The organism is Paenibacillus sp. 598K, from assembly GCF_003851045.1.
Lineage (GTDB): Bacteria > Bacillota > Bacilli > Paenibacillales > Paenibacillaceae > Paenibacillus_D.
Genome location: NZ_BFBX01000003.1, coordinates 15,700 through 37,105, shown reverse-complemented (window position 1 = coordinate 37,105; position 21,406 = coordinate 15,700). Strand labels below are relative to the sequence as shown.

27 protein-coding genes and 1 riboswitch are annotated in these 21,406 nt (G+C 58.1%); of the genes, 5 read left to right on the top strand and 22 right to left on the bottom strand.

The genetic code is table 11. The features are described 5' to 3' along the window. Positions 1-125: 125 nt before the first annotated feature. The 8 genes from acpP to PA598K_RS00920 all read right to left on the bottom strand — a co-directional run bounded on the left by acpP (position 126) and on the right by PA598K_RS00920 (position 5,662). Positions 126-359 (bottom strand): acyl carrier protein, encoded by a 234-nt coding sequence (gene acpP, locus PA598K_RS00955; RefSeq protein WP_020615324.1) that lies wholly within the window; start codon positions 357-359, stop codon positions 126-128. A gap of 92 nt (positions 360-451) precedes the next feature. Then, entirely contained in the window at positions 452-1,204 is a 753-nt protein-coding gene (gene fabG / locus PA598K_RS00950) for a 3-oxoacyl-[acyl-carrier-protein] reductase (protein WP_128655038.1), read from the bottom strand. A 31-nt stretch (positions 1,205-1,235) separates the two neighbouring features. Further along, entirely contained in the window at positions 1,236-2,162 is a 927-nt protein-coding gene (gene fabD / locus PA598K_RS00945; protein ID WP_128655037.1) for an ACP S-malonyltransferase, read from the bottom strand. 25 nt (positions 2,163-2,187) lie between these two features. After that, positions 2,188-3,174, bottom strand: a complete 987-nt coding sequence (locus tag PA598K_RS00940; RefSeq protein ID WP_128655036.1) for a beta-ketoacyl-ACP synthase III — start codon at positions 3,172-3,174, stop codon at positions 2,188-2,190. Between the two features lie 10 nt (positions 3,175-3,184). Beyond that, the gene (gene plsX, locus PA598K_RS00935; RefSeq protein WP_128655160.1) at positions 3,185-4,171 is read right to left on the bottom strand and encodes a phosphate acyltransferase PlsX; all 987 of its coding nucleotides are present in this window, start codon (positions 4,169-4,171) and stop codon (positions 3,185-3,187) included. Next, positions 4,155-4,745, bottom strand: coding sequence for a transcription factor FapR (fapR, locus tag PA598K_RS00930; protein ID WP_128655035.1), 591 nt, complete (start codon positions 4,743-4,745; stop codon positions 4,155-4,157). The genes plsX and fapR overlap by 17 nt, the downstream gene beginning before the upstream one ends. A gap of 194 nt (positions 4,746-4,939) precedes the next feature. Beyond that, complete coding sequence (rpmF, locus tag PA598K_RS00925; RefSeq protein ID WP_128655034.1) at positions 4,940-5,113, bottom strand: 50S ribosomal protein L32; 174 nt, start codon at positions 5,111-5,113, stop codon at positions 4,940-4,942. A 42-nt stretch (positions 5,114-5,155) separates the two neighbouring features. Beyond that, complete coding sequence (locus PA598K_RS00920) at positions 5,156-5,662, bottom strand: YceD family protein (protein WP_128655159.1); 507 nt, start codon at positions 5,660-5,662, stop codon at positions 5,156-5,158. Between the two features lie 191 nt (positions 5,663-5,853). Here PA598K_RS00920 and PA598K_RS00915 point away from each other — a divergent pair, with 191 nt between their 5' ends. Next, the gene (locus tag PA598K_RS00915) at positions 5,854-7,095 is read left to right on the top strand and encodes a nucleotidyltransferase (protein ID WP_128655033.1); all 1,242 of its coding nucleotides are present in this window, start codon (positions 5,854-5,856) and stop codon (positions 7,093-7,095) included. On the opposite strand, the gene PA598K_RS00910 is transcribed toward PA598K_RS00915, so the two are convergent. Beyond that, positions 7,092-8,114 (bottom strand): YlbL family protein, encoded by a 1,023-nt coding sequence (locus PA598K_RS00910; protein WP_128655032.1) that lies wholly within the window; start codon positions 8,112-8,114, stop codon positions 7,092-7,094. The two genes, PA598K_RS00915 and PA598K_RS00910, sit on opposite strands and share 4 nt — an antisense overlap. Positions 8,115-8,221: 107 nt before the next feature. On the opposite strand from PA598K_RS00910, the gene PA598K_RS00905 reads away from it, so the two are divergent. After that, complete coding sequence (locus PA598K_RS00905) at positions 8,222-9,400, top strand: nucleoside recognition domain-containing protein (protein WP_128655031.1); 1,179 nt, start codon at positions 8,222-8,224, stop codon at positions 9,398-9,400. Here the strand turns inward: PA598K_RS00905 and coaD are convergent. From coaD to PA598K_RS00870, 6 genes are all read right to left on the bottom strand, one after another. Beyond that, the gene (gene coaD / locus PA598K_RS00900; protein ID WP_128655030.1) at positions 9,379-9,903 is read right to left on the bottom strand and encodes a pantetheine-phosphate adenylyltransferase; all 525 of its coding nucleotides are present in this window, start codon (positions 9,901-9,903) and stop codon (positions 9,379-9,381) included. The genes PA598K_RS00905 and coaD overlap by 22 nt on opposite strands. Continuing rightward, complete coding sequence (rsmD, locus tag PA598K_RS00895) at positions 9,893-10,489, bottom strand: 16S rRNA (guanine(966)-N(2))-methyltransferase RsmD (protein ID WP_128655029.1); 597 nt, start codon at positions 10,487-10,489, stop codon at positions 9,893-9,895. The genes coaD and rsmD overlap by 11 nt, the downstream gene beginning before the upstream one ends. Positions 10,490-11,098: 609 nt before the next feature. Then, positions 11,099-11,404, bottom strand: a complete 306-nt coding sequence (locus tag PA598K_RS00885) for a hypothetical protein (protein ID WP_128655028.1) — start codon at positions 11,402-11,404, stop codon at positions 11,099-11,101. A 56-nt stretch (positions 11,405-11,460) separates the two neighbouring features. Continuing rightward, positions 11,461-11,853 (bottom strand): hypothetical protein, encoded by a 393-nt coding sequence (locus PA598K_RS00880; protein ID WP_128655027.1) that lies wholly within the window; start codon positions 11,851-11,853, stop codon positions 11,461-11,463. Between the two features lie 5 nt (positions 11,854-11,858). Then, positions 11,859-12,830 (bottom strand): hypothetical protein, encoded by a 972-nt coding sequence (locus PA598K_RS00875; RefSeq protein WP_128655026.1) that lies wholly within the window; start codon positions 12,828-12,830, stop codon positions 11,859-11,861. Positions 12,831-13,935: 1,105 nt separating this feature from the next. After that, positions 13,936-14,538, bottom strand: a complete 603-nt coding sequence (locus PA598K_RS00870; protein ID WP_128655025.1) for a YitT family protein — start codon at positions 14,536-14,538, stop codon at positions 13,936-13,938. 77 nt (positions 14,539-14,615) lie between these two features. Here PA598K_RS00870 and PA598K_RS00865 point away from each other — a divergent pair, with 77 nt between their 5' ends. Both PA598K_RS00865 and PA598K_RS00860 read left to right on the top strand, forming a co-directional pair. Continuing rightward, positions 14,616-14,930, top strand: coding sequence for a hypothetical protein (locus PA598K_RS00865; protein WP_128655024.1), 315 nt, complete (start codon positions 14,616-14,618; stop codon positions 14,928-14,930). 60 nt (positions 14,931-14,990) lie between these two features. Then, positions 14,991-15,176 (top strand): hypothetical protein, encoded by a 186-nt coding sequence (locus PA598K_RS00860; RefSeq protein WP_128655023.1) that lies wholly within the window; start codon positions 14,991-14,993, stop codon positions 15,174-15,176. 147 nt (positions 15,177-15,323) lie between these two features. Here PA598K_RS00860 and PA598K_RS37205 read toward each other — a convergent pair whose 3' ends face one another. The 7 genes from PA598K_RS37205 to PA598K_RS00830 all read right to left on the bottom strand — a co-directional run bounded on the left by PA598K_RS37205 (position 15,324) and on the right by PA598K_RS00830 (position 20,881). Then, a complete protein-coding gene (locus PA598K_RS37205) occupies positions 15,324-15,446 on the bottom strand; it encodes a YjcZ family sporulation protein (RefSeq protein WP_221414087.1) in 123 nt (40 codons plus the stop codon). Between the two features lie 84 nt (positions 15,447-15,530). Next, positions 15,531-16,340: a TatD family hydrolase gene (locus PA598K_RS00855; RefSeq protein ID WP_260405215.1), complete on the bottom strand. Its 810-nt coding sequence runs from the start codon at positions 16,338-16,340 to the stop codon at positions 15,531-15,533. Position 16,341: 1 nt separating this feature from the next. Beyond that, complete coding sequence (locus PA598K_RS00850; protein WP_128655021.1) at positions 16,342-17,136, bottom strand: ABC transporter ATP-binding protein; 795 nt, start codon at positions 17,134-17,136, stop codon at positions 16,342-16,344. 1 nt (position 17,137) lies between these two features. Further along, on the bottom strand, positions 17,138-17,902 hold the full coding sequence (locus PA598K_RS00845; RefSeq protein ID WP_128655020.1) for an ABC transporter permease: 765 nt from the start codon (positions 17,900-17,902) through the stop codon (positions 17,138-17,140). After that, the gene (locus PA598K_RS00840; RefSeq protein WP_128655019.1) at positions 17,892-18,194 is read right to left on the bottom strand and encodes a thiamine-binding protein; all 303 of its coding nucleotides are present in this window, start codon (positions 18,192-18,194) and stop codon (positions 17,892-17,894) included. The genes PA598K_RS00845 and PA598K_RS00840 overlap by 11 nt, the downstream gene beginning before the upstream one ends. Before the next feature lie 30 nt (positions 18,195-18,224). After that, positions 18,225-19,244: an ABC transporter substrate-binding protein gene (locus tag PA598K_RS00835; protein WP_128655018.1), complete on the bottom strand. Its 1,020-nt coding sequence runs from the start codon at positions 19,242-19,244 to the stop codon at positions 18,225-18,227. Positions 19,245-19,385: 141 nt separating this feature from the next. Continuing rightward, positions 19,386-19,496: riboswitch (TPP riboswitch) on the bottom strand. A gap of 68 nt (positions 19,497-19,564) precedes the next feature. Continuing rightward, positions 19,565-20,881, bottom strand: a complete 1,317-nt coding sequence (locus PA598K_RS00830) for a DUF2515 family protein (RefSeq protein WP_128655017.1) — start codon at positions 20,879-20,881, stop codon at positions 19,565-19,567. A 185-nt stretch (positions 20,882-21,066) separates the two neighbouring features. On the opposite strand from PA598K_RS00830, the gene PA598K_RS37650 reads away from it, so the two are divergent. Continuing rightward, a partial coding sequence (locus tag PA598K_RS37650; RefSeq protein WP_260405214.1) for an SOS response-associated peptidase occupies positions 21,067-21,406 on the top strand: 340 nt, incomplete at its 3' end.

Genomic DNA, 21,406 nt, shown 5'->3' with positions numbered 1-21,406 from the left:
TGACCATTAGGTGCATTCTATTTATAAAAAGGCTCCAATGCCTTGCGTTCCCTAAATGATGCGCTGCTTCAACGTCGTGTAGATGGAGAGAAGTCCCGCTATTGTGTCGCGGGACTCTGCTAATCTTACGTATGAGATTGTATGTAATTCACTACTTCTCCCACAGTGGTGATCTTCTCTGCATCTTCATCAGAGATCTCCAAGTCGAACTCGTCTTCGAGTTCCATGACCAATTCTACAACATCGAGAGAATCAGCGCCTAAGTCATCCTTAAAAGATGCTTCCAGTGCTACTTCAGCTTCGTCAACGCCAAGGCGGTCAACGACGATGCGTTTTACGCGATCAAATACATCGGACATCCGGTTCACCTCCTCTTTGGTATTATACGAGAATTGAAGATAAAATGCCATACGACCGAAAAAGGAATCTTGAGGTTGTTCAAAAAGCCCAATCAGCCCATGTACATGCCGCCGTCGACATGGACGGTCTGACCGGTCATATAGGCGGCTGCGTCGGAGGCGAGGAATCGTACCGCCATCGCGATATCCTCGGGCCGTCCGAGACGGGCCAGCGGGATCTGAGCGCCTAACGACTCTCGCATCTCGTCCGAGAGCTTGTCCGTCATATCGGTCTCGATGAAGCCCGGAGCGACGCAGTTGACCGTGATGCCGCGCGAAGCCAGCTCGCGCGCCGCCGACTTAGTAAGGCCGATAACGCCCGCCTTGGCCGCGACATAGTTCGCCTGCCCCGGGTTGCCGAGCACGCCGACGACCGAGGAGATGTTGATGATCCGGCCCGAGCGCTGCTTCATCATCGGACGCGTCACCGCCTTGATGCCGTTGAAGACGCCCTTCAGATTCGTCTCGATGACCTGGTCGAACTCTTCCTCTTTCATCCGCATGAGCAGATTGTCTCTCGTTATCCCTGCATTATTAACCAGTATATCCAAAGAACCAAACGCTTCAATCACTTGCTTCGTCATCGCTTCGAATTCGGCCGGCTTGCCGACGTTGGCCTGGAACGCGACCGCCCGTCTGCCGAGCGCCTCGATCGCCTGGACCGTCTCGGCGGCAGCAGCCTCGCTGCCCGCATAATTGACCGCAACGTCAGCGCCAGCCTCGGCCAGCGCGAGCGCGATGGCGCGGCCGATGCCGCGCGAAGCGCCGGTGACGAGCGCCGACTTGCCTTGCAAGCTTGCGAACATAACGGCACCTCCTCTAGATTAAGTGTGGGACTTACCCAGTATAAGTCTCGATCGCTTCAACGCTGTTGATGCTGACGACTCGCGCGGATCTGTCGATCTTGCGGATCAGACCGGTCAGCACCGTGCCGGAGCCGATCTCGACGAAGGTGTCAACGCCAGCCTCCAGCAGATAACGGACGCTATCCTCCCATAGCACCGGCGAGACGACCTGCTCGGCCAGCAGACGGCGGATCGTCTCCGCCTCCGTGACGGGAGCGGCAGTCACATTGGCGACGACTGGTACGACCGCATCCTGCAGGCTCAGCCCTGCCAGCACCTCGCGCAGTTGGTCCGCCGCCGGTTGCATGAGCGATGAATGGAACGGTCCGCTCACCTCCAGCGGGATCGCCCGCTTCGCGCCGGCCTCCTTGCAGCGTTCGACGACCGCCGCGACGCCGGACGCGGTGCCGGAGACGACGATCTGGCCCGGGCAGTTGACATTGGCCAGCTCGACGCTGCCGCTCTCGCGGCTGACCGTCGCGCACAGCTCCGCCAGCGCCGCGCGCTCGGCGCCGAGCACAGCCGCCATCGCGCCTGCGCCGCCCGGCACAGCCAGCTCCATGAATTGGCCGCGCGCCCGCACCGTGCGCAGCGCGTCCTCATACGAGATCGCGCCCGCCGCGACGAGCGCGCTATACTCGCCGAGGCTATGCCCGGCCACGAAGTCCGGTTGGACGCCTCGAGCCTTGAAAGCCTCGAGCAGCGCGACGCTGACCGCCAGCAAGGCTGGCTGGGTGTTCGCCGTTTGCTTCAGCTGCTCCTCGGGGCCATTGAAGATCAGCTCGCTCAGCGGGAAGCCAAGCGCCGCATCGGCGCGATCGATGACCTGCCGCGACGCTTCGATCGTATCATATGCATCCTTCCCCATGCCGACCGCTTGCGCGCCCTGGCCGGGGAAGACGAAGGCTATCTTGCCCATATCATTCTCTCCTCCCTCTCCTTCCTTACCAGGTCAGCACCGAGGCGCCCCACGTCAAGCCGCCGCCGAAGCCGACCATGACGATCGTGTCGCCTTCCTTGACGCGGCCCGACTCGACAGCCTCCGCCAGCGCGATCGGGATCGAGCCTGCCGACACATTGCCATAGCGATCCAGATTGATCATGCATTTATCCTCCGGCACCTGCAGCCGGTTGATCGCCGACTGGATGATCCGGATATTCGCCTGATGCGGCACCAGCAGATCGATGTCCTGCTTGCCGAGTCCGGCTTTGCGGAGCGCCTCCTCCGCCGCATTGCCCATGATCCGCACCGCGAACTTGAACACCTCGCTGCCGGCCATATGGATAAAATGCTGACGCGCCTCGAGGCTCTCCGGCGTCGCCGGCACGCGTGAGCCGCCGCCGCTGACCTTGAGCAGCTCGCCGCCAGCCCCGTCCGCGCCCAGCTCGAAGGAACGGAAGCCCCGTCCCTCCGGCACCGGTCCAAGCACGACCGCGCCTGCCCCGTCGCCGAACAGGATGCATGTATTGCGATCCGTAAAATCGGTAATCCGTGACAGACACTCCGCTCCGATTACAAGGGCATGACGGTACATGCCGGAGGCGATCATGCTCGTCGCAGTCGCCAGGCCATAGATGAAGCCTGAGCAGGCTGCAGACAGATCAAAGGCTGCCGCGCGCGACGCGCCAAGCTTATCCTGAAGGATACACGCCGTCGAAGGGAAGAACATATCCGGCGTAATCGTTGCTACGATGATCAAATCCAGCTCCTCGGCCGTGATTCCGGCTGCCTTTAGCGCAACCGTGGCTGCCTCGTACGCAAGATCAGAGGTCGCCTGCTCCGGCGCGGCCAGACGCCGCTCCCGAATCCCCGTCCGACTGACAATCCATTCGTCGTTGGTCTCTACCATCTGCTCTAGTTCCTGATTGGTCAGGATTCGCTCGGGCACATATTTGCCGGTGCCGAGGATGCCAACTGGCTGTAGATTCATTGCTTCACTCTCACTTCCCGCTTATTTCCGAGGCGATGGCCTGGATCAGCCGCCCCTCCACGGCAACTCTCGCCTGCCGCACGGCATTTTTGACAGCGACGGCGTCCGAGGAGCCGTGACTTTTCAGCACGAGTCCGTTCACGCCGAGCAGCGGCGCGGCGCCGTGCTCCTTGTAGTCCATCTTGCGGCGGAACTCGCGCAGTCCGGGCATCATGATCAAGGCGGCCAGCTTCGTCAGCCACGAACGAGTGAACTCCTGCTTGAGCACACCGAATACCGTGCCTGCCGTGCCCTCCATCGCCTTGAGCAGGATGTTGCCGACGAAGCCGTCGCATACCAGGACGTCGCAGCCCCGCGTCAGCACGTCTCGGGCCTCGACATTGCCGACGAAATCGATTGGCGCGGCGGCCAGCAGCTCATACGCCGCCTTGGTCAGTTCATTGCCCTTCTTGTCCTCCGTGCCGACATTAAGCAAGCCGACGCGCGGCTTGGCCAATCCGTGCACCTTTTGCCTGTAGATACTGCCCATGACGCCATACTGCTGCAGATGCTCCGGCTTGGCGTCCATATTGGCGCCCAGATCGAGCGCCAGCAAGCCGACATCGTCGAGCGTCGGCATCATCGGCGCCAGCGCCGGACGCTCGATGCCCTCGATCCTGCCCAGGATGAGCAGACCGGTCGCCATCAGCGCGCCGGTATTGCCGGCAGAGATCATCGCATCGGCAGCCCCTTCGCGCACCAGCGTCCCGGCGACGACCATCGACGAACCCTTCTTGCGTCTGACGGCGCGCACCGGCTCCTCATCGGGGCCGATCAGCTCGTCGGCATGCCGCAGCTCGATATTGGACGGCGCCGACGACAGCAGCGGCGTCAGCCTCGCCTCGTCCCCGACCAGCACGATCCCCGTATCGGGCCAGGCTCGCGCTGCGTCGAGCGCGCCTTGTACTATTGCGTCCGGGGCGTGGTCTCCCCCCATCGCATCAATCGCGATCCGTATGGTGATCTCCCTCCCTCTGCTTCTCTCTCGAACGGAACACAACAAAATGCCCCTGGAAGACCATCTCTTCCCCGACATATGTAATGACTTCAACCTTGGCCTTGCTCCGCTCGCCTGGCCCGGAGCGGACGTACGCCTTGGCGATGCATTTCTCATGCAGCCGGATCGGCCGGACGAACCGCAGATCCGCCGAAGCGGTCAGCGCGATCTCGTCGTCGATGACGGCGACAGCCAACGAGTTGGCTTGGGCGAAGATGTGATGTCCGCGGGCGATGCCGGTCCGGGAGAACACATGCTCCTCGCGAATCTCGAAGATCGAGATGCCGCTTTTGTCCAGCTGAAGGTCGATGATATCGCCGATAATCTCGTGCAAGGGCAGCGAGCGCACCGGATCGTAGGAGCGTTCCGCCATCAGCTTGAGCCGCTCGCGCAGCTCCGGGATCCCGAGCTCCAGCCGATCCAGACGGATCGTCTGGATGCTGACCTTGAGACGTCTGTTCAACTCGCGATCCGTCATGAACGGGTTGTCTTCAATGAGCTTGGCCAGCTGCTGCTGCCGCTCACGCTTGGGCAGACGTTCGATAGCCCTGCACCACCTTAATCGTCTAGTATCAGATCATATTATCACCAGGTACTAACCCAGTATAATGAAAAATGCTATCGGAAGCAACGGTATCCCGCGCAAATGGCTGCCTCATCCGATAGCGACGCATTTTCGGCCCAAAAAAAATAGCACCTCATCATAGATGAAGCACTACTTAATGAAAACTATTGCTTGATGATCTCTCTCGACTTGTAGGTTCCGCATACTTTGCAAACGCGATGAGCCAGCTTCAGCTCTCCGCACTGCTCGCACTTAACCATGCCAGGCACGACAAGTTTAAAGTGCGTACGACGCTTGTCGCGGCGAGTTTTGGATGTTCTTCTTTGTGGTACTGCCATCTCTCTCCCACCTCCTTCACAGAATCGGGCGCGCACGCCCGGTCAATCCTTAAACAAATCCTTCAATGCCGCCATCCGGGGATCGATCCGCTCTCCGGAGCAGCCGCAGGACGTTTCATTGCGATTGGCTCCGCACTCGGGGCATAGTCCCTTGCAATCCTCGCTGCACAACGGTACAAACGGCAGATGCAGGAGCAGCGACTCCTCGAGATAAGGCACCAGGTCGAACTTGTCTTCCTCGACGAGGATCACATCTTCGTCTACCGGTACGACAGACTCGGGTACGGCCACCTTGAACCGCTCCGAGAATGGCACGTCCACATGAACGGCTGTCGACTCCAGGCAACGCGAGCAGGCAAACACGGCGTCGATCGACATCTCCCCCGCTACCCTGACGACACGCGCCTCGGGGGTCGCTTCCAGTCGAACCGCGAGCGGCCCGGTCTCCAGCACATCCCGACGGCCTTTCATCAGATCGGCGACGTCCAGCGTAGCGTGCAATGGTATCGGCACGCCCTTGGACAGCACCTCTTGAATTCGCACTATCATCATTGATCACTCCATTAGGTTCGCAAAGGCCGTCGTCCAGCTGACAGTTCAGTTGACGCACCTTTCCAAACAAACAAAATTTATTATATCGATCTGGGCTATGCTTTGTCAACATTTTCATTGCATTTATGGGCGAATCGACACATTCATGCTATATTTAAGAAAATTCCGCCACCTAAGGAGGGTCCCCCTTGCGGACAGTCGGGCTTATCGTCGAATACAACCCGTTCCATAACGGTCATCTCTATCATGTGCAGCAGTCGGTCAAACATACCGGCGCGGCTGCCACGGTCGCCGTCATGAGCGGCAACTTCCTGCAGCGCGGCGAGCCGGCGCTGCTGGACAAATGGGCGCGGGCCGAAATGGCGCTCGCCGGCGGCTGCGATCTCGTCATCGAGCTGCCCATCGCCTATGCGACCCAGCCAGCGGAATGGTTCGCCTACGGCGCGGTCTCGCTGCTCGAGGCGACGGGCGTCGTCGATACGCTCTGCTTTGGCAGCGAGAGCGGCGATCTCGACGGCCTCGCGCAGATCGCCGAGCTGCTGGCGGACGAGCCGTCCCGCTTCCGCGAGCTGCTGCGTTCGCTGCTGCTGGAGGGGCGCAGCTATCCTGCGGCCTACGCCGAGGCTGCTATGGCTTATATGGGGGAGCAGGGCATCGCCCGCGAGCGGCTCCCCGATTTATCCAGCCCCAACAATACGCTCGGGCTGCATTATCTGATGGCGCTGCGGCGGATCGGCAGCGCCATCCGTCCCTACACCGTGCTGCGAGAGAAGGCCGGCTACCATCAGACCGACATCACCGACTGCCGGATTGCCAGCGCGACTGCGATCCGCCAGCTGCTGGCGAGCGGCGACGCGCTGGATGCGATTGCCCCCTATGTCCCCGCTTCAACGCTGCGCATCCTGCAACGCGAATGGGACGCCGGGCGCGCCCCGGTCAGCTGGCAGAGCTTCGCTCCGCAGCTGCTGCACACCCTCGCCGTCTCGTCGCCGGAGCGGCTCGCCGCCCTGCACGGCATGACCGAAGGACTCGAGCACCGGCTGCTCGGCGCGCTGCCGCGTCTGACCGATGCCGACTTTGAGTCGCTGCTCGCCGCCCTCAAGACGCGCCGCTATACGCGGACCAAGCTGCAGCGGGTGCTGCTGTCCGTCCTGCTCGGCCATGCCGCAGCCGAGCTGACGCCCGCCCGGCTGGGGGCAGGCGTCAGCTATGTCCGCGTCCTCGGCTTCAGCTCGGCTGGACAGGCATTGCTGGCGCAGATGCGCCGTCAGGCTCGTCTGCCCATCCTGATGAGCGCAGCCCGCCCGCCGTCGGAGTTGCCCTATCTGGCGCTCGATGTGCAGGCGTCCGCGGTCTACTCGCTGGCGCAGCACCGCCCGAACGGCGAGACCATGTATCGGGACTACCTGCTGCCGCCGATTCGCGCCTAGCCTTGTTTATCCTGGAGTCTCGCGATCGCCTCGTCGATTGTAGAGACGGCGATCACCTCCATGCTGCTGCCGATCCGCCGCGCCTTCTCGGCGGCTTCTTCGGCGTTCTGGAGGGGGGCCAGGAACAGCTCCGCGCCCATCGCATCCGCCGCTGTAATCTTGAGCGAGATGCCGCCGATCGGACCGACCTTGCCCTCGGGATCGATCGTGCCAGTGCCCGCGATCTGGCGACCGTCAGCGAGCACGCCTCCCGTCAGGTCATCGTAGATCTGCAGCGCGAACATCAGCCCCGCCGACGGGCCCCCGATCTCGCCAGCATCGATGCGAACCGTCTGTCCGGGATCGTCGGGCTCCAGCTTGCGCAGCTCGGCCAGTTGCAGTCCAAGCGCAGGCGCAAGTCCGTCCGCCGCGACCAGCTGCCGCAGCGTCGAGATGGCCTGATACTCCTCGCCCGACCGTACGACCGTCCAGGTCAGCTGCTCTCCTGCCTGGCGCTTGCTCAGCTGATCGCTCAGCGTCTCGGCATCTTGGACGGTCTGACCGTCCAGCGCGAGCAGCCGGTCGCCGGGCCGCAGCTCATCCTCGCTGCCAGGCGCGATATCCGTTACCGCCAGCTGCTCGGTTGCGATGCGATACGGGACGTCCGCCGCCCGATAGGCCGCCTCCACGGCATTGCTCTGCGACTGCTGCATGACATAGGTCAGACGCGCCGCATATTCGACCTCGCTCTTATCGCCGATGACATCCCGCTTGCGATAGAGCATCATATCGCTATCCCACATCGATTGCAGCGCCATCCAGTAGTTGGCGTACGTCAAGCGGATCGTCGTCAGCATGAACGCACCCTCAGGGTCCCGCTCGCTCCCGTCGATCTGTACCATCGGCGCTACCGGCGCCACCAGACCCGGCGTATAGACGGCATACGGCGTCGGAACGTAAAACAGGCAGAGCATCACGATTGCCGCTGCCAGCGCCGAACGCAGGATGATCTGACCGCTTCCGCGTTGCCTTGCTTTCAATCCTACCCCTCCTCTTGCACCGATCCGGCAGGTCTACCCGATGACTTGTTCGCGTACTATGATAATGTCTGTATGTTTGTACACATGCCAGGTTGGAGGTGAAGACCATGCTGCGCACATTGATGCTCGCACTCTCGTCGCTAATCGTCGTCGGAGCCGTTGTCAGCATGCCCGAAGCGGCTCTGCAAGCGGCGCTCCAAGGCATCGCGCTCTGGTGGGGCATCGTCTTCCCAGGCCTGTTGCCCTTCTTCGTCCTTGCGGAGCTGCTGCGCGCCTTTGGCGTCCTGCATGGCTTGAGCGTCCTGCTGGAGCTGCCGATGCGGCGGCTGCTCGGTTGGCCGGGCGGCGCCGCCTGGGCGATCGCGATCGGCTGGATCGCCGGGTATACGGCAGGGGCCGAGGCGACTGCGGCGCTGCGCGCCACCGAGCAGATCAGCCGCCGACAGGCCCAATGGCTGCTCGCCTTCTCCCAGATGCCCAGCCCGATGCTGGTGCTGATCGTCATCGGCGCCGGCTTCCTGCATGAGCCTCTCTACGGCCTGATGATCGCGCTTGCCGTCTGGCTGTCCGCAATCGCTGGCCTGCTCCTGCTGCGGGTAGTCCGAGCCACGGACCGCCAGATTGCCATAGATAACAGGACGCACCGCCACAACCTCATCAGCAGAGTGGTCATCGCCATCCGCGATGGCCAGCGCAGCGATGGCCGTGGCCTTGGCCAGGTGCTCGGCGAAGCCGTCACCGGCAGCATCCAGAAGCTGATGACGATCGGCGGCTTGATCATCCTCGGCTCGCTGGCGTCGCGCCTACTGGCGATTGCCCTGCCCGAGTCGTTGTCGGCGCTCGCCTTTCCGGGATGGTTCGACAGTCATCTCGGCGCCTATGCGCTCAGCGGGCAGCTGCGCGACCATTCGACGCCGCTCGTCCTCGCCGCGATCGCCGCTACGCTCAGCTGGGGCGGCTGGAGCTCGCTGCTGCAGGCGCGCAGCGTGATGGCCCGCACCGATCTGCGCTTCGCTCCGTTCATCTTCGCCCGCGCCGGACATGCTGCCCTCGCCTTCGTGACGATGCTGCTGCTATGGCAGCCCTTTAGCCGACTTGCCAGCTCTGCCGCATGGGCTCCGATCGCTGACAGCCCGCGTCCGCCGCTCGGCCAGCTACGCCTACAGGATCTGCCGCAGCTATGGTCGCTTATGCCTGCCGTCTTGCTCAGTTGGCTCGCCCTATGGGCGATCATCCTGTTGCTGGCGGGCTTGTACTGGACCGTTCATCGCCGCTCGCCGGCCTGATTCCGCTCGCGGAACCGCTGCCGCAACGCTTGCTCCACATGAGACGGCACCAGCTCCCGCACCTCTCCCTCGAACTGGGCGATCTCCTTGACGATGCTTGAGCTGAGATACGAGAACTTCGGATTGGTCGTCATAAAGATCGTCTCGATCTCGTCGTCGAGATGCCGGTTCGTCGAAGCCAGCTGCAGCTCATATTCGAAGTCGGTGACGGAGCGGATGCCCCTGACGATGACGCGCGCATCGACCGAGCGCATATAGCGGACGAGCAGATCGCGGAAGCTGTCGACCTCTACATTCGGCAGATCGGCTGTCGCCTCGCGCAGCAACTGCTTGCGTTCCTCCACGGTGAAGAGCGGGTTTTTGCTCGTATTGTTCAGGACGGCGACGATCAGCTTGTCGAACTGCTTGGCCGCCCGGTGAATAATGTCGAGATGGCCAAGTGTCACCGGGTCGAAGCTCCCGGGATAGACGGCGATCCGTTGCAGTGTAGCCTCAGCCTTCATCTGTTGTTCCTCCTGTCGTCTCTTGCGGCATGTGCTGCACAAAGTCATAGATCGTCACGGCGATATCCCCGTATAACGCTTGCCGACGCTGTCGAAATGCGCCAAACTGCTCGCCGTAAGCGTGTCGCGCATCATGCTCGACTACGATAACGGCGCCATCTGCGAGCAGCCCTCGCTCGGCCATCTCGGCCATCAGCTTGTCCGCTTCCTTCATCTTATAAGGCGGGTCCAGGAACACCAGGTCAAAGGCCAGCTCGCGCTTCGCTAGCAGCTTAAGCGCTCGACCGGCTTCATTTTTGTAGATCTCCGCGCGATCGGTCATGCCTGCCGCTTCCACATTGCGGCGGATCACCTCGATGCTCTGGCGGTCGAGATCGATGAAGATTCCGCGTTTCATCCCCCGGCTGATCGCCTCGATGCCGAGCCCGCCCGTCCCTGCGAACAGATCGAGCGCCAGACCCCCTTCGAAGTACGGGCCGACCATGCTGAAGATCGCTTCCTTTACCTTGTCGGTCGTCGGTCTTGTATTGGCGCCGGGGACCGCTTTCAGCGGTCGGCCTTTGGCTTCCCCTGCGATTACTCTCACACGTTGTCGCTCCTTCGTTTCATGACAGATTTTGCTTTAGCTATCGTACCACAATTTGCTCTCATTGCAAGCAGGACGGGCGCTTTCGGACCTGCTTTATTAATGTAGGAAAAAATATATTTGAGCCACAGGTATAAACCCGCTCCGCTTTGGCCATCCTTACAATATCGGTGTCGCGAGATGCCGTAAGCAAACCGCGGAGCAAGCTTACGTTTCCCCATAAGCTCTTCGTCCGGTTTCTCCTCTCCCATTGAAAGAGGCCCCTGAAAAGGGGCCTCGATTTGTGTTTCTGTAGCGACGGGAACCATTGATACATAAGGGTTTTTCCGAATCGGTCATTTTCATGAAAACACCACAAAAAGCCAGTTGTCTACGAAGTCTACAAAATTCACAAAAGTAAGCTTAATCGAACCATCAGAAACAACAAAGTAAAAGTGACCGGTAAACAATTAGTTGTACTCCCTACCACTAAGTTGCAGAAGCGCTTCCCTATACGGTTCTTACCAACTATACGCTGAATGGTCTCAAATACTCCAACAACGCGGCTAACTTCACTCGCTTGTTTGCCCTAACCCATCAATTTTATTGTGAGTATTTTTGTATTTTTTCTCAAATCCAACCAAAAACTTGAGCTATTGCAATTCCTGCGGCTGACGCTTGTACTGTTTCAGATAGCAATCCAAATAGGATCTTTGAAGTGTCCCATTTTCTGTCTTTAACACCTATTTCTAATTCCTTGGCGATTTGTTCGTCTTTAAAGTTTGAAGTTTTACTTATTTCTACATATAAAGCTTTAAACAATTCCTCTATTCTTTCATTTGACACTTCAATTTTAAACGATTCGATTTTTCCATTATCACCGATTTGCACATTTTCCCCATTGATACCACTTATGTTGTATGTCCTATTATCCACAAATACTAAACCCTCCCTTACAAGATCACCAATACTCTTACTGGTTGAATAATTGACTATCGGAGTATCAGGCTTTGCTGCATTTGACGTTTTTTTTTTACACCCTGAACGTAACTATCAGTAAAATTGAATACTAAGTAACTGTAATCCAAATCGTTCATTATTTCCTCGCCACATATATGGCAAGTAGGGAGATCGTAATCATCAATTTCTTCATCGACAGAGCAATGGAATGCTTTATGTGAATTAGGACAGAGATAAATGCGAGACAGTTCTATTTCAAAGCCATCTTTTGAGTTAAGGAAGCGAAATACATAGTCATAAGTAGATTCAAAATTAATAGCATTGAGTACTGAATCAACCGTAAAATCTCTTAATGGAGGATTGAAAGATGCCCATTGTTCTAAAATATCATTTATTTTAGCAAACGACATTTCTAATCCCCCCATTAACATTACACCAATTTTGATTCCATTTTACTTTGACGCTTAAGAAACACTTTGATCAGTGCTTCAAAAATATTATCAATTACTAGTTGGGTAACCACCTTGGTAAGAAACTTAAACTCACCTGTTTTCACATTAATTTCAAACGTAACACTAAATTCCAATCCAGATACACTATCGGTAAATTTTTCAATATGACATACTACGTAAGCTGTATCATCTGACGGTAAATTAATTTCTTTTAGCTTCTTCTTTATTTCAATTAAAGTTTGATCATTTGCTAAATCAATTGTTCCTTTTGCACTGTTAAATTTTATACTCCCCACTGAAGAAGGAAAATCGACTTGCTCTGAAGAATAGGTTGCTTTCATCATATCCTTAATTTCTTCAGCCTCACTTTTGGTTACGTGCGTAATTCGATCTTTAGTGATTTCATTTTGTATTAAAAGTAAGTCTTTAACAAATGGTTCGAATTTCTTTAGTTGTCCTGGGGAACAACGGTACTCAATTGCTTCACTTGAGAAGTGTATTGCAAAGGGTACTATATAAGCATATTCATCAACAATAATTTCATCCCAACCATTTTTACGATTTGCTGTCCTTCTTTGAACTGTATTAATAAACACAGATTGTCCATCAATGAGGATTCCACAAATACGAATGTTATCATCGTACCTGATTCTCCAATTGATTTTTTCTAATGCATCTGGGGGAATCAGTTCTCTCTCAATAAGTAATCTCACAAACTTTTCAGGAGAATTTATGGCTTCAGGAAATCTGCTTTTGATTTTATCAATTGTGAAACCACCAATATTTTTTGTAAATGCAAATTGTTTTCGCAAGTGTTCCAGTTCTTTATTGTAACCGGCTTCGAGTAGAGCCGAAACAATTTCCTCGATGCTTTTTCCATAACTTTTTATTCCCTTTAATTTCGCTAATTTTCTGACCATTGATTCTGGTATGCTAAAATAAATGTTCACTATTTAGGCCCCCCCCTATATTGCAGGACCTTAAGGAAAAGTGTACAATTGATTTGGAGAGTAGACTAGGGCCTTAAGGTTCTGGTCTCTTATTATTTTATACTATTATTCTACTTTTTTCCACACCAATCTGCTACTTTTGAACCATCTTTAATTTATTAGTTCACAGCGTTTACAAAACAGCACATTCAGATTTCAATATAGATGATAAATCTCCCCCCCTTCAAACCATTCAAAAGCTGCCGCCCTCTTTTCGGTCCATAGCGTCATTCTCTGCGTCATTGGGAACGAGCAAGCGTGAGAGGAACAGGTACTCGTTGCGGTAGCAGGGGCCGGACAGGGTGCCAGCCTTCGTAATGATCACCACGAGCGGCTGCGCCTGTAAGATCATCCCGAAGTTTAGCACTTAGAACATTTACGATGGAATGCATAAAAGCCAAGTGCCTCATATCTTGCCATCGAGTATAGCTCGGTGACTCGCACTTAAGATCCCGACAAGCAGCATGAACAATTCTTCACAACGATAAGGTACAACTAAGATCATGTAATAGCGAAAGTACGTCGTTCTGCCGTCAATCTCTCAGCCATAACAGCGCATCGGCTACGGACGATATGCCTCGGTTCAACTTTCGGTCGATCGTCCCAAAATGCGGTGGGTACTTGTTGCTGGCGTCCAGCACATAACACCAGAAGTTCTCCCTAGCGGGATTTCCCGCCAGATAATCACTCCAGTCGTTCACCAACCGGTACTTGTTGGTTATTGACCACTAGCAAGGGCAACCGACGAAGTAGCCCTTCATTGGTTATGCCTTGCCAGGCATCCAATGCATTCAGAATGACATACTCGAAATAGCCACAGGGTATTGATCCTCTTCTCTCTCGAGGTTCGTTCGTCATGCAACTGGCGAATGACCTTGGTAACGAACTCGACTGCTATGCTTTTATAATTCACTTCGCTCACAACGTTGTTGTCCGCTGCGCAGCGAAAACTAACCCAAAATTGTATTGGCTGGCATCAAGAAGATGACCTCCATTAACTACCGACAAGGGTGATCTTATTTTGTTACGTTTCACCCCCAACAAAAACGGGTAATTTTCCTATAAATTAGGCGGCTCCCGCACGCCGCGCCAGCCCCAGCGTACACAGGCTGGTGGCGATGCCGCCGCAGAAGATGGTCACGAGGGAGAGCAGGAACGTATCGCCGCGCAGCAGCGCGCCGCCGACCGTGACGACCAAGCCGTCGGTGAGCGCGATCAGCAGCCCGACGTTGAAGCCTGTCCGTCTGGAGAGCATATGTGCGAGCAGGTCAGTGCCTCCAGTGCTGGCTTTGTAGCGCAGCATCAGGCCCAGCCCGGTGCCGATCAATAGTCCCCCTAGCGCCGCGCGCGTCAGCGGGGTCCACTCGACGTAGTACAGGAAGACATATTGATACGGCTCCAGCAGGTCGATCACATAGCTGGAGAAGACGATGCCGAACATGCTGTTGTAGACCATGGACCGGCTGTAAAACCACGCAGCTATAAAAATCGGAATACTGCATACGATAATAGTAAGCCCAATTTTGATCTGGAACATATAATTGACGATCAGCGCGATGCCGATCACTCCTCCGTCCAGCACCTGGAGCGGCACCAAAAACAGATTAATACCCAAGGCGATCAAAAAACTTCCCGCTACGACGGCGACTGCTTTTTTGAGGAGAGACAATGGCAACCAGCTCCTTCAGACTCACATGTCTGAGTATATGCCAGTCCATTTCCATTTACGACAGGAGAGTGAAAGTGATGAATGTATCCTTCGTCAAAGTATTTGACAAGTACGAATTGGCTGTCATCGAGCACGACAACAGCAATTACGAGGTACGCGTCCTGCTGCGCAATTTGCCGGTCAGCTTCCCGATCTGCAGCGCCGACCAGTATGACGACGCCCACGAGAAGGCCAATCGCTTCCTCGATATGTACGAGGCCGCCAAGCAGTTCAATTTTCAGGCCGGTAACGGCGGCATGGTCAACGAGGAGGGCCAGACGGTCAGCTACGACGATCTGTTCATCACACCGCCGGACCAGTTCTCCTCCGTCTTCGGATCCAAGCTGCAATAATTTTTGCAACGCAGAGGCGCCTCGTTCCGTACTAAGGAGGTGGAATGGAGGTGTCCTCTTATGAAATTGAACCCGATCGGGATCTCGCTCTTCTCGACCATCCTGATGGTCGTCGGCTTCGTCCTGTATAGAACCGAGACTGGCAACCTGGGGCTCCCCCTGTTGATTGTCGGTCTGTTCCTCAGCGTCGCCAGCGTCGTTGTCCGCTGGAGCCAGATGCGCAAGCAGCAGCCGCCCCAGGAATAATCGAATCCTTACCCGCACGTGAAAAAGCCGCGCTTCGTCGAAGCGCGGCTTTTTGTCACTTATAAGCCCCGTAGCCCGTAAGCTGTCACTCATGCGGGGCTTATATCTCCAGCGTCACGGCACTGGCCGCGACGCTGGGATCGGGCTTTACAGCAAGAATGTTTTGGTGATAATAACGAGCAGGATGAACAGAACCAGGATCGCACCTGTATTGGTGAACGCCCCGCCCACGCCGCCCGGACCGTAACCGGCACCAGCAACATAGCCCATCTGTACGACCACCTTTCAGTAGGAATAACCTATCTTATGACGGTGAGCACCCAATGGATTGGACGAATGACTATCTTAGCTCCGCTACAGACCGTAAAATCTGTAGGTGTTGTCCCGGATGCGATGGACGGCCTCCTCCTCGTCCAAGCCCTTCAGTCTGGCGATATGGCGAACCACATCTGCCGTCATGCCCGGCACGGTCTGACGACCGGCATAGGGTCCCTCGAACGGCCATGGACCGTCTGTCTCGGCCATGATCAGCTCCAGCGGATATTGGGCGACGAGCGCCTGGATCTCCGGCTCATAAGCGACATCCGGCGTCACCGAGATGCTGTAGCCGCTGTCGATCATCCGCCGCACCGTCTCAGCCGGTCCCTTGAACCAATGAAAATGCGCCGCCTGCACGCCGTAACGCTCCAGCAGGTCGCACACGTGCCACGCATCGTCGTAGACCGCATGCAGGGCGATTGGACGTCTCAGCTCGGCTGCCAGCGCCACGAACCTCTCCAGCAGCTCGACATAGGGCACTATGTCGAATGGCTCGCCAGAAGCCAGCGAGCTCTCGCGCCGATAATACGGCAGACCGACCTCGCCGATCGCGAAGCGCTCGTCGGCAATGGCGCGCTCGCGTATCCAGCTGATCAACGCCTCCAGCTCCGCTCGGTCCGGTACGACCTGCTCCGGATGATAGCCGTAGGCTGGCAAGATTCGCTGCTGCGTCTCCTGCCTGGCCAGCTCGCGATTGACCTGGCAGCTAGCCAGATCCATCGACACCGCCACGATTCCCGTTACGCCGTCCCTCCACGCTTGCTCCAGCAGCCCCATTCGCTCTGCGGGCGAATACAGATCGAGATGCAGATGCGCATCCACCCAGCCCTTAAGCGTCTCTGTCATGCTACAACTCGCCTCCCTTCTCGGCCGCCATCTTGGGGGCGCCGCCGCTGAGCAGCTCATACAGCTCTTGCTTCCAGGCGTTGAACTGCGGATCGGCCCATAGCTCCGGCGAGCGCGGCCGTCCGAAGGGCACCTCCAACTCGCGCAGGATGGTCGCTGGCGAGCTCGACATGACCAGGATGCGGTCGGAGAGCAGCAGCGCCTCCTCGATACTGTGAGTGACCATCAGCACGGAGCGACGATTGGCCTCCCAGATCGAGAGCAACCATTGCTGCATCTGCAGTCGCGTCAGCGCATCGAGTGCGCCGAACGGCTCGTCGAGGCACATCAGGCCTCGCGGCGCCAGCAGCGCTCTCAGGAACGATACCCGCTGCTGCATGCCGCCGGATAGCGTATGCGGGTAGTTGTCCCCGTAGCCCGCAAGGCCGATGCGCGGCAGCCACTCGGCGCTCAGACGGCGAGCTTCGCTCTCTGTCACGCCCGCGATCGTCAGCGCCAGCACGATATTGTCCGTCACCGTCCGCCACGGCAGGAGCGCTGCTTGCTGCGGCATGTACGCGATATGTCCGCGCTCGCCGGTGACGATGCGGCCCTGGATTCGGATCTCGCCGCTATCAGGTCGCTCCAGTCCGCCGATCAGCCGGAACAACGTCGTCTTGCCGCTGCCCGAGGGTCCGATGATTGAGACGAACTCGCCTTCGCCCACTGTCACATCGACACCGCCCAGCACCTGCTGCGCGCTGCGGCCGCTGCCGAACGTCTTGCTCGCTTGTCTCACTTCCAACACAGCTGTCATATTAGGAGACCTCCTTGTGCCGTTGCCAGCGCATGCACCAGCGCTCGAGCACGACGATGACGCCGAATACGGCCAGACTGAGCAGTACGATGATCGCCACCCCGGCGAACACCCGCGTCACCAGGAAGCCGCTGTACGACAGCTTGATGTAATAGCCGATGCCGCTGCTCGCGCCGAGCCACTCGGCGACGATAACGCCGGTGATGCTGTAGGCGGCGGCAATCTTCAGTCCCGAGAACAGATAAGGAATCGCCCCCGGCAGCTCGAGATCGCGGAAGATCCGCCACTTGCCGGCGCCGATCATCGCCAGATAGTCGAATAGCCTCGGGTCGCGCTGGCTCAGACCGCTCAGCATCGCCACGGCGATCGGGAAAAAGCAGACGAGCACGATCAGCACAAGCTTCGGCAGCAGCCCCAAACCAAGCCAGATCATCAGCAGCGGGTAGAGGACGATCGTCGGGATGTTCTGAGTGAGCACGAGCAGCGGATAGAGCCCGGAGCGCGCGCCCGGGAGAAGATGGAGCACAGCGGCGACGAGCACGCCTGTCGCTGCGCCCAAGGCGAAGCCGAACACCGCCAGCTTCGTCGTCGCCCACGTATGCTCCAGCAGACGCGGCCAGATTGCTGCTGCCTCGCGGATGATCTCTACCGGCCCCGGCAGCTTCCACGCCTCCAGCTCGAACAGCCAGACCGCGCCTTGCCACACGATGAGCAGCAGCAGCATGACCGCGACCGGCGGTCCTGCCGAACGTAGCTTATTGCCCACCGGGATAATGCTCCAGCAGGCGATCCATCGACGCGCCTTCCCGGGGATTGTGGTACAGCTTGATCTGCGAGATGACGGATGGGCAGCCCAGTTCGGTCATCGCTTCATTCATCTGACGGACGAGCTCCAGCAGCTCTGCCAGCTCGCCTTCGATCGTCGTCTCGAGCGGCGCTACCCGGTACGGCAGACCCGACGCCTTGATGACATCGATCGCCCGATCGACGTAGCTGTACACTCCTTCGCCGTCCGGGGTCCGCGGGAGGATCTGGATACTTAGCAATGTTGTGGCCATTTTATCGGCACTTCCTCTCTGTGTGTCGGCTTATTCCGGCAAAAACTCGTTCGTATACGCCGCCTCGGTATCGATGCGGCCCTCCAGCACGCCTTGCTCGAACATCCATTCCATATAATCCGACCATACCGTCGCCTTTTGCTCGCCCCAGCGCGGAGCGTCGTCCTGATAACGAGGGCTCAGCCAGGTCTGACTCGCCCGCACCAGCTCTGCATTCAGATCGGGCTCCGCTGCGATCAACAGCTCTGCCGCTTCCTCCGGGTGCTCGATCGCATACTGATAGCCCTCCGAGGTGGCTGCCATGAACGCACGCACCAGCTCCGGCTGCTCCGCGATCATCTTCTCGCTGGTCGCCAGCACCGGCGTATAGTAATCGAGCGCCTCGCTATAATCCTTCACGTAGAGCATGTCGATCGCCACGTCGCGCAGCTCCGCCTCGATACCCGTCCAGGCGTAGAAGATCCAGGCAAAGTCGATATCCTTCTCCGTCCCGGTGAAGAAGTCTGTGGTGCTATTAATGAATTCCACCTTGCCGACATCTGCCTTCTCCTGTTGCATTAATGAGGCGATGACCGCCTCTTCGACCGGGTTGCCCCATCCGCCGTAACGCTTGCCTTCGAAGTCTGCCGGCGATTTAATATTTTTGTCCACCGGGGCGGCGAACCCAGATGTATTATGCTGGATCACTGCGGCGAGCGAGACGATCGGCACGTCCTGCAACCTCGCCTGCGTGATCGACTCCTGATAGCTCACGCCGAACTCGGCGCCACCGCTGGCGATCAACTGGTCCGCGCCCGTCTCCGGCGGCGAGATAATCTCGACGTCCAGACCATGCTCGGCATAGTATCCTTTATCGCGTGCCGCATACAAGCCGGTATGATTCGTATTGGGCGTCCAGTCCAGCACGACCTTGACCGGCGTCAGCTTCTCGCCTGCCTCCGGCTCGCCGGATGCGCCGCCCTCCTGCTGCGGGCTGCCCCCGCAGCCCGCCACGCACAGCATCGCCGCCAGCATGACTGTTCCCCATCGACTTGCGTTTCTCTTCCCCATCCTTCGTTTCCCCTTTCGTGATGCCAACCTTGGTTCATCGTCTCCTGTTCCGCGAGCAACATAAAAAGCGTCCTCCTGTCGTGGAGGACGCGCATTGGCATAGCTTATGCAGCCGTATCCGCGCACATCCAAAAAAGAACGGCGACGGCGGCCAAACCTTCCTACGCTGGCATTATCCAGATCAGGTCAAGGGTCGGTATCTGAATGCAGGATACCCTCTCAGCCGGCTTCACCAGCTCCCCGGAACAGTATGCGATTGTGAACTGATTCTCATTATAGCAGAGCTGGGACCAAAACACATCCTTTATTGTGTCGCCAATTCATCGATCATGCCCGGTCCCGCCAGGCGGAGTCATCCCCGTCTGCTCGGCCGCGAGCACCGCCAGCTCCAGCTTGTCCAGCGCGAAGCCGTATTCATTGGTCATGACGAAGGACCGGGGCAACGGCAGCCGCCTGAAAAAACCCGCCAGCTCGCTCGGCCTGGCCGTCGCCAGCCAATCTCCCGGCTCGGCTGGCGCGAGCGGACGCTCAGGCCAAGCCTGGGCCAGCTCGGGGCTGCGCAGCCGTGCCGAGCCCTCCAGCAGCCGCAGCGCGTGCAACCGCTCCCTGTAACGCGTCTCCTCCCGGTCGCCGTACGCTTCGCGGCAGAAAAGATGCGAGGCATAGTCGGCGCGCGAGCCGCTGTGCGGAACCCGGCAGGCGAAGGCCAGCGTCCCGCTCGCTACCTCCGGGATGCCGAATAGCAGGGCGTACAGCCGCTTGCCGAACTCGATCCGCTCATGAATGTTCGTGAAGTCCTCCAGCACAAGCCCCGCCAGGGCGAGCGACTCCTCCGTAGCGCGATAAGGAAAGACGACCTGATTGAACTGCAGCGCCGCCTGCAGCTCGAAGTAAAACGCATCGAGGACGCGCGCGCGATAATACGGATGATTGACGACGCGCGACTCGATGACATGCTGCTCATTGACGATCAGCGCCGTCGTCAGCAGCCCCGAGCAGCGCTGCTCCAGGAACCGCGACCAGATCGGCGCCATGAAGCTGGAGACGCCGAGGCCCGGCAGCAATCGCAGCAGGTCGCGGCGGTCCTGATTCGCCAATTCGTACAGCAGCAGCTGCGGATACGCATCCCCGAAGATCAGACCATTAGCCCGCTCCAGCATCTGATACGTCTGTTGGCGTTGCTGCTCCGTCAACAGACGGGGCAGCAGTTCCCCTTGCAGATCCGTCATGTTCCAGCCGCCGTTGCGCGACACCATATGGGCCAGCAGCGCCCAGTGCACCTCGGGGCAGCGGCGATAGAAGTCCAGGTAGGCGGCAGTGCGCGTCACATTGCTGCGGTTGGCCTGCGCGGTGCGCCACCGGATATCCGCCAGCAGCGACTCCTCCTCGCGGGAGAGCCGCGAGAGCGATGACTGGACGGGCGGCCTCTTGCTGTGCCATACCGCGACCAATGCCCGCAGCTCGCTCCTACTGGGCGTCGGCATCGGCTGGGCGGTGCGACGAAGCCGGGCCGAGCTACGCCATCCCGCGCGCTTGCCGCGCCAGTACCGATAGAGCTCCTCCGGCCAGCGCGCCAGTCTACTCCACCAGTTGCGTTCCCTCGGCGGCTGTCGAAGCTCGGCTTCTCGATCCCGCATGCCTGTCATCCCTCCTCGCGTTTCGTAGCCTCACACTCCCCATTATGGACCTGCGCTTCTCCCGGCATTCGCTGACGGACACATTCCGCCAACATTGATCCGGATAGCCGAACAGACTATACTGGAGACAACTGAGCGCGAGCCAGTTAGCTGCGACGCGACCCTGGACGAGAGGAGCTTGTACGATGTGCGGACGTTATACGATTACGATCTCGCTGGAGGAACTGATGCTGTTCTACCACATTGCTGAATCGCGGATTCCCCATTATCAGCCACGCTACAACGTAGCGCCGGGACAAGCCGTGCCCGCCATCATCCATGACGGCTCGGACAACCGGCTTGGCGAGCTCCGCTGGGGGCTGACTCCCGCCTGGATGCAACCAGGGGCTGCCAAGCCGCTCATCAACGCCCGCTCCGAGTCCGTCCACGAAAAGCCAGCCTTCCGCGAACTGCTGCGCACCAGACGCTGCCTCATCCCGGCTGACGGCTTTTACGAATGGCAGACGCTGGACGGCGGCGCCAAGC

Bases quoted from the DNA above. Each gene is read 5' to 3' on its own strand.
- acpP (WP_020615324.1), bottom strand. From the start codon at position 359: ATGTCCGATGTATTTGATCGCGTAAAACGCATCGTCGTTGACCGCCTT.
- fabG (WP_128655038.1), bottom strand. From the start codon at position 1,204: ATGTTCGCAAGCTTGCAAGGCAAGTCGGCGCTCGTCACCGGCGCTTCG.
- fabD (WP_128655037.1), bottom strand. From the start codon at position 2,162: ATGGGCAAGATAGCCTTCGTCTTCCCCGGCCAGGGCGCGCAAGCGGTC.
- PA598K_RS00940 (WP_128655036.1), bottom strand. From the start codon at position 3,174: ATGAATCTACAGCCAGTTGGCATCCTCGGCACCGGCAAATATGTGCCC.
- rpmF (WP_128655034.1), bottom strand. From the start codon at position 5,113: ATGGCAGTACCACAAAGAAGAACATCCAAAACTCGCCGCGACAAGCGT.
- PA598K_RS00920 (WP_128655159.1), bottom strand. From the start codon at position 5,662: ATGATAGTGCGAATTCAAGAGGTGCTGTCCAAGGGCGTGCCGATACCA.
- PA598K_RS00905 (WP_128655031.1), top strand. From the start codon at position 8,222: ATGCTGCGCACATTGATGCTCGCACTCTCGTCGCTAATCGTCGTCGGA.
- coaD (WP_128655030.1), bottom strand. From the start codon at position 9,903: ATGAAGGCTGAGGCTACACTGCAACGGATCGCCGTCTATCCCGGGAGC.
- PA598K_RS00880 (WP_128655027.1), bottom strand. From the start codon at position 11,853: ATGGGGGGATTAGAAATGTCGTTTGCTAAAATAAATGATATTTTAGAA.
- PA598K_RS00865 (WP_128655024.1), top strand. From the start codon at position 14,616: ATGAATGTATCCTTCGTCAAAGTATTTGACAAGTACGAATTGGCTGTC.
- PA598K_RS00860 (WP_128655023.1), top strand. From the start codon at position 14,991: ATGAAATTGAACCCGATCGGGATCTCGCTCTTCTCGACCATCCTGATG.
- PA598K_RS37205 (WP_221414087.1), bottom strand. From the start codon at position 15,446: ATGGGCTATGTTGCTGGTGCCGGTTACGGTCCGGGCGGCGTGGGCGGG.
- PA598K_RS00855 (WP_260405215.1), bottom strand. From the start codon at position 16,340: ATGACAGAGACGCTTAAGGGCTGGGTGGATGCGCATCTGCATCTCGAT.
- PA598K_RS00850 (WP_128655021.1), bottom strand. From the start codon at position 17,136: ATGACAGCTGTGTTGGAAGTGAGACAAGCGAGCAAGACGTTCGGCAGC.
- PA598K_RS00840 (WP_128655019.1), bottom strand. From the start codon at position 18,194: ATGGCCACAACATTGCTAAGTATCCAGATCCTCCCGCGGACCCCGGAC.
- PA598K_RS00835 (WP_128655018.1), bottom strand. From the start codon at position 19,244: ATGGGGAAGAGAAACGCAAGTCGATGGGGAACAGTCATGCTGGCGGCG.
- PA598K_RS00830 (WP_128655017.1), bottom strand. From the start codon at position 20,881: ATGCGGGATCGAGAAGCCGAGCTTCGACAGCCGCCGAGGGAACGCAAC.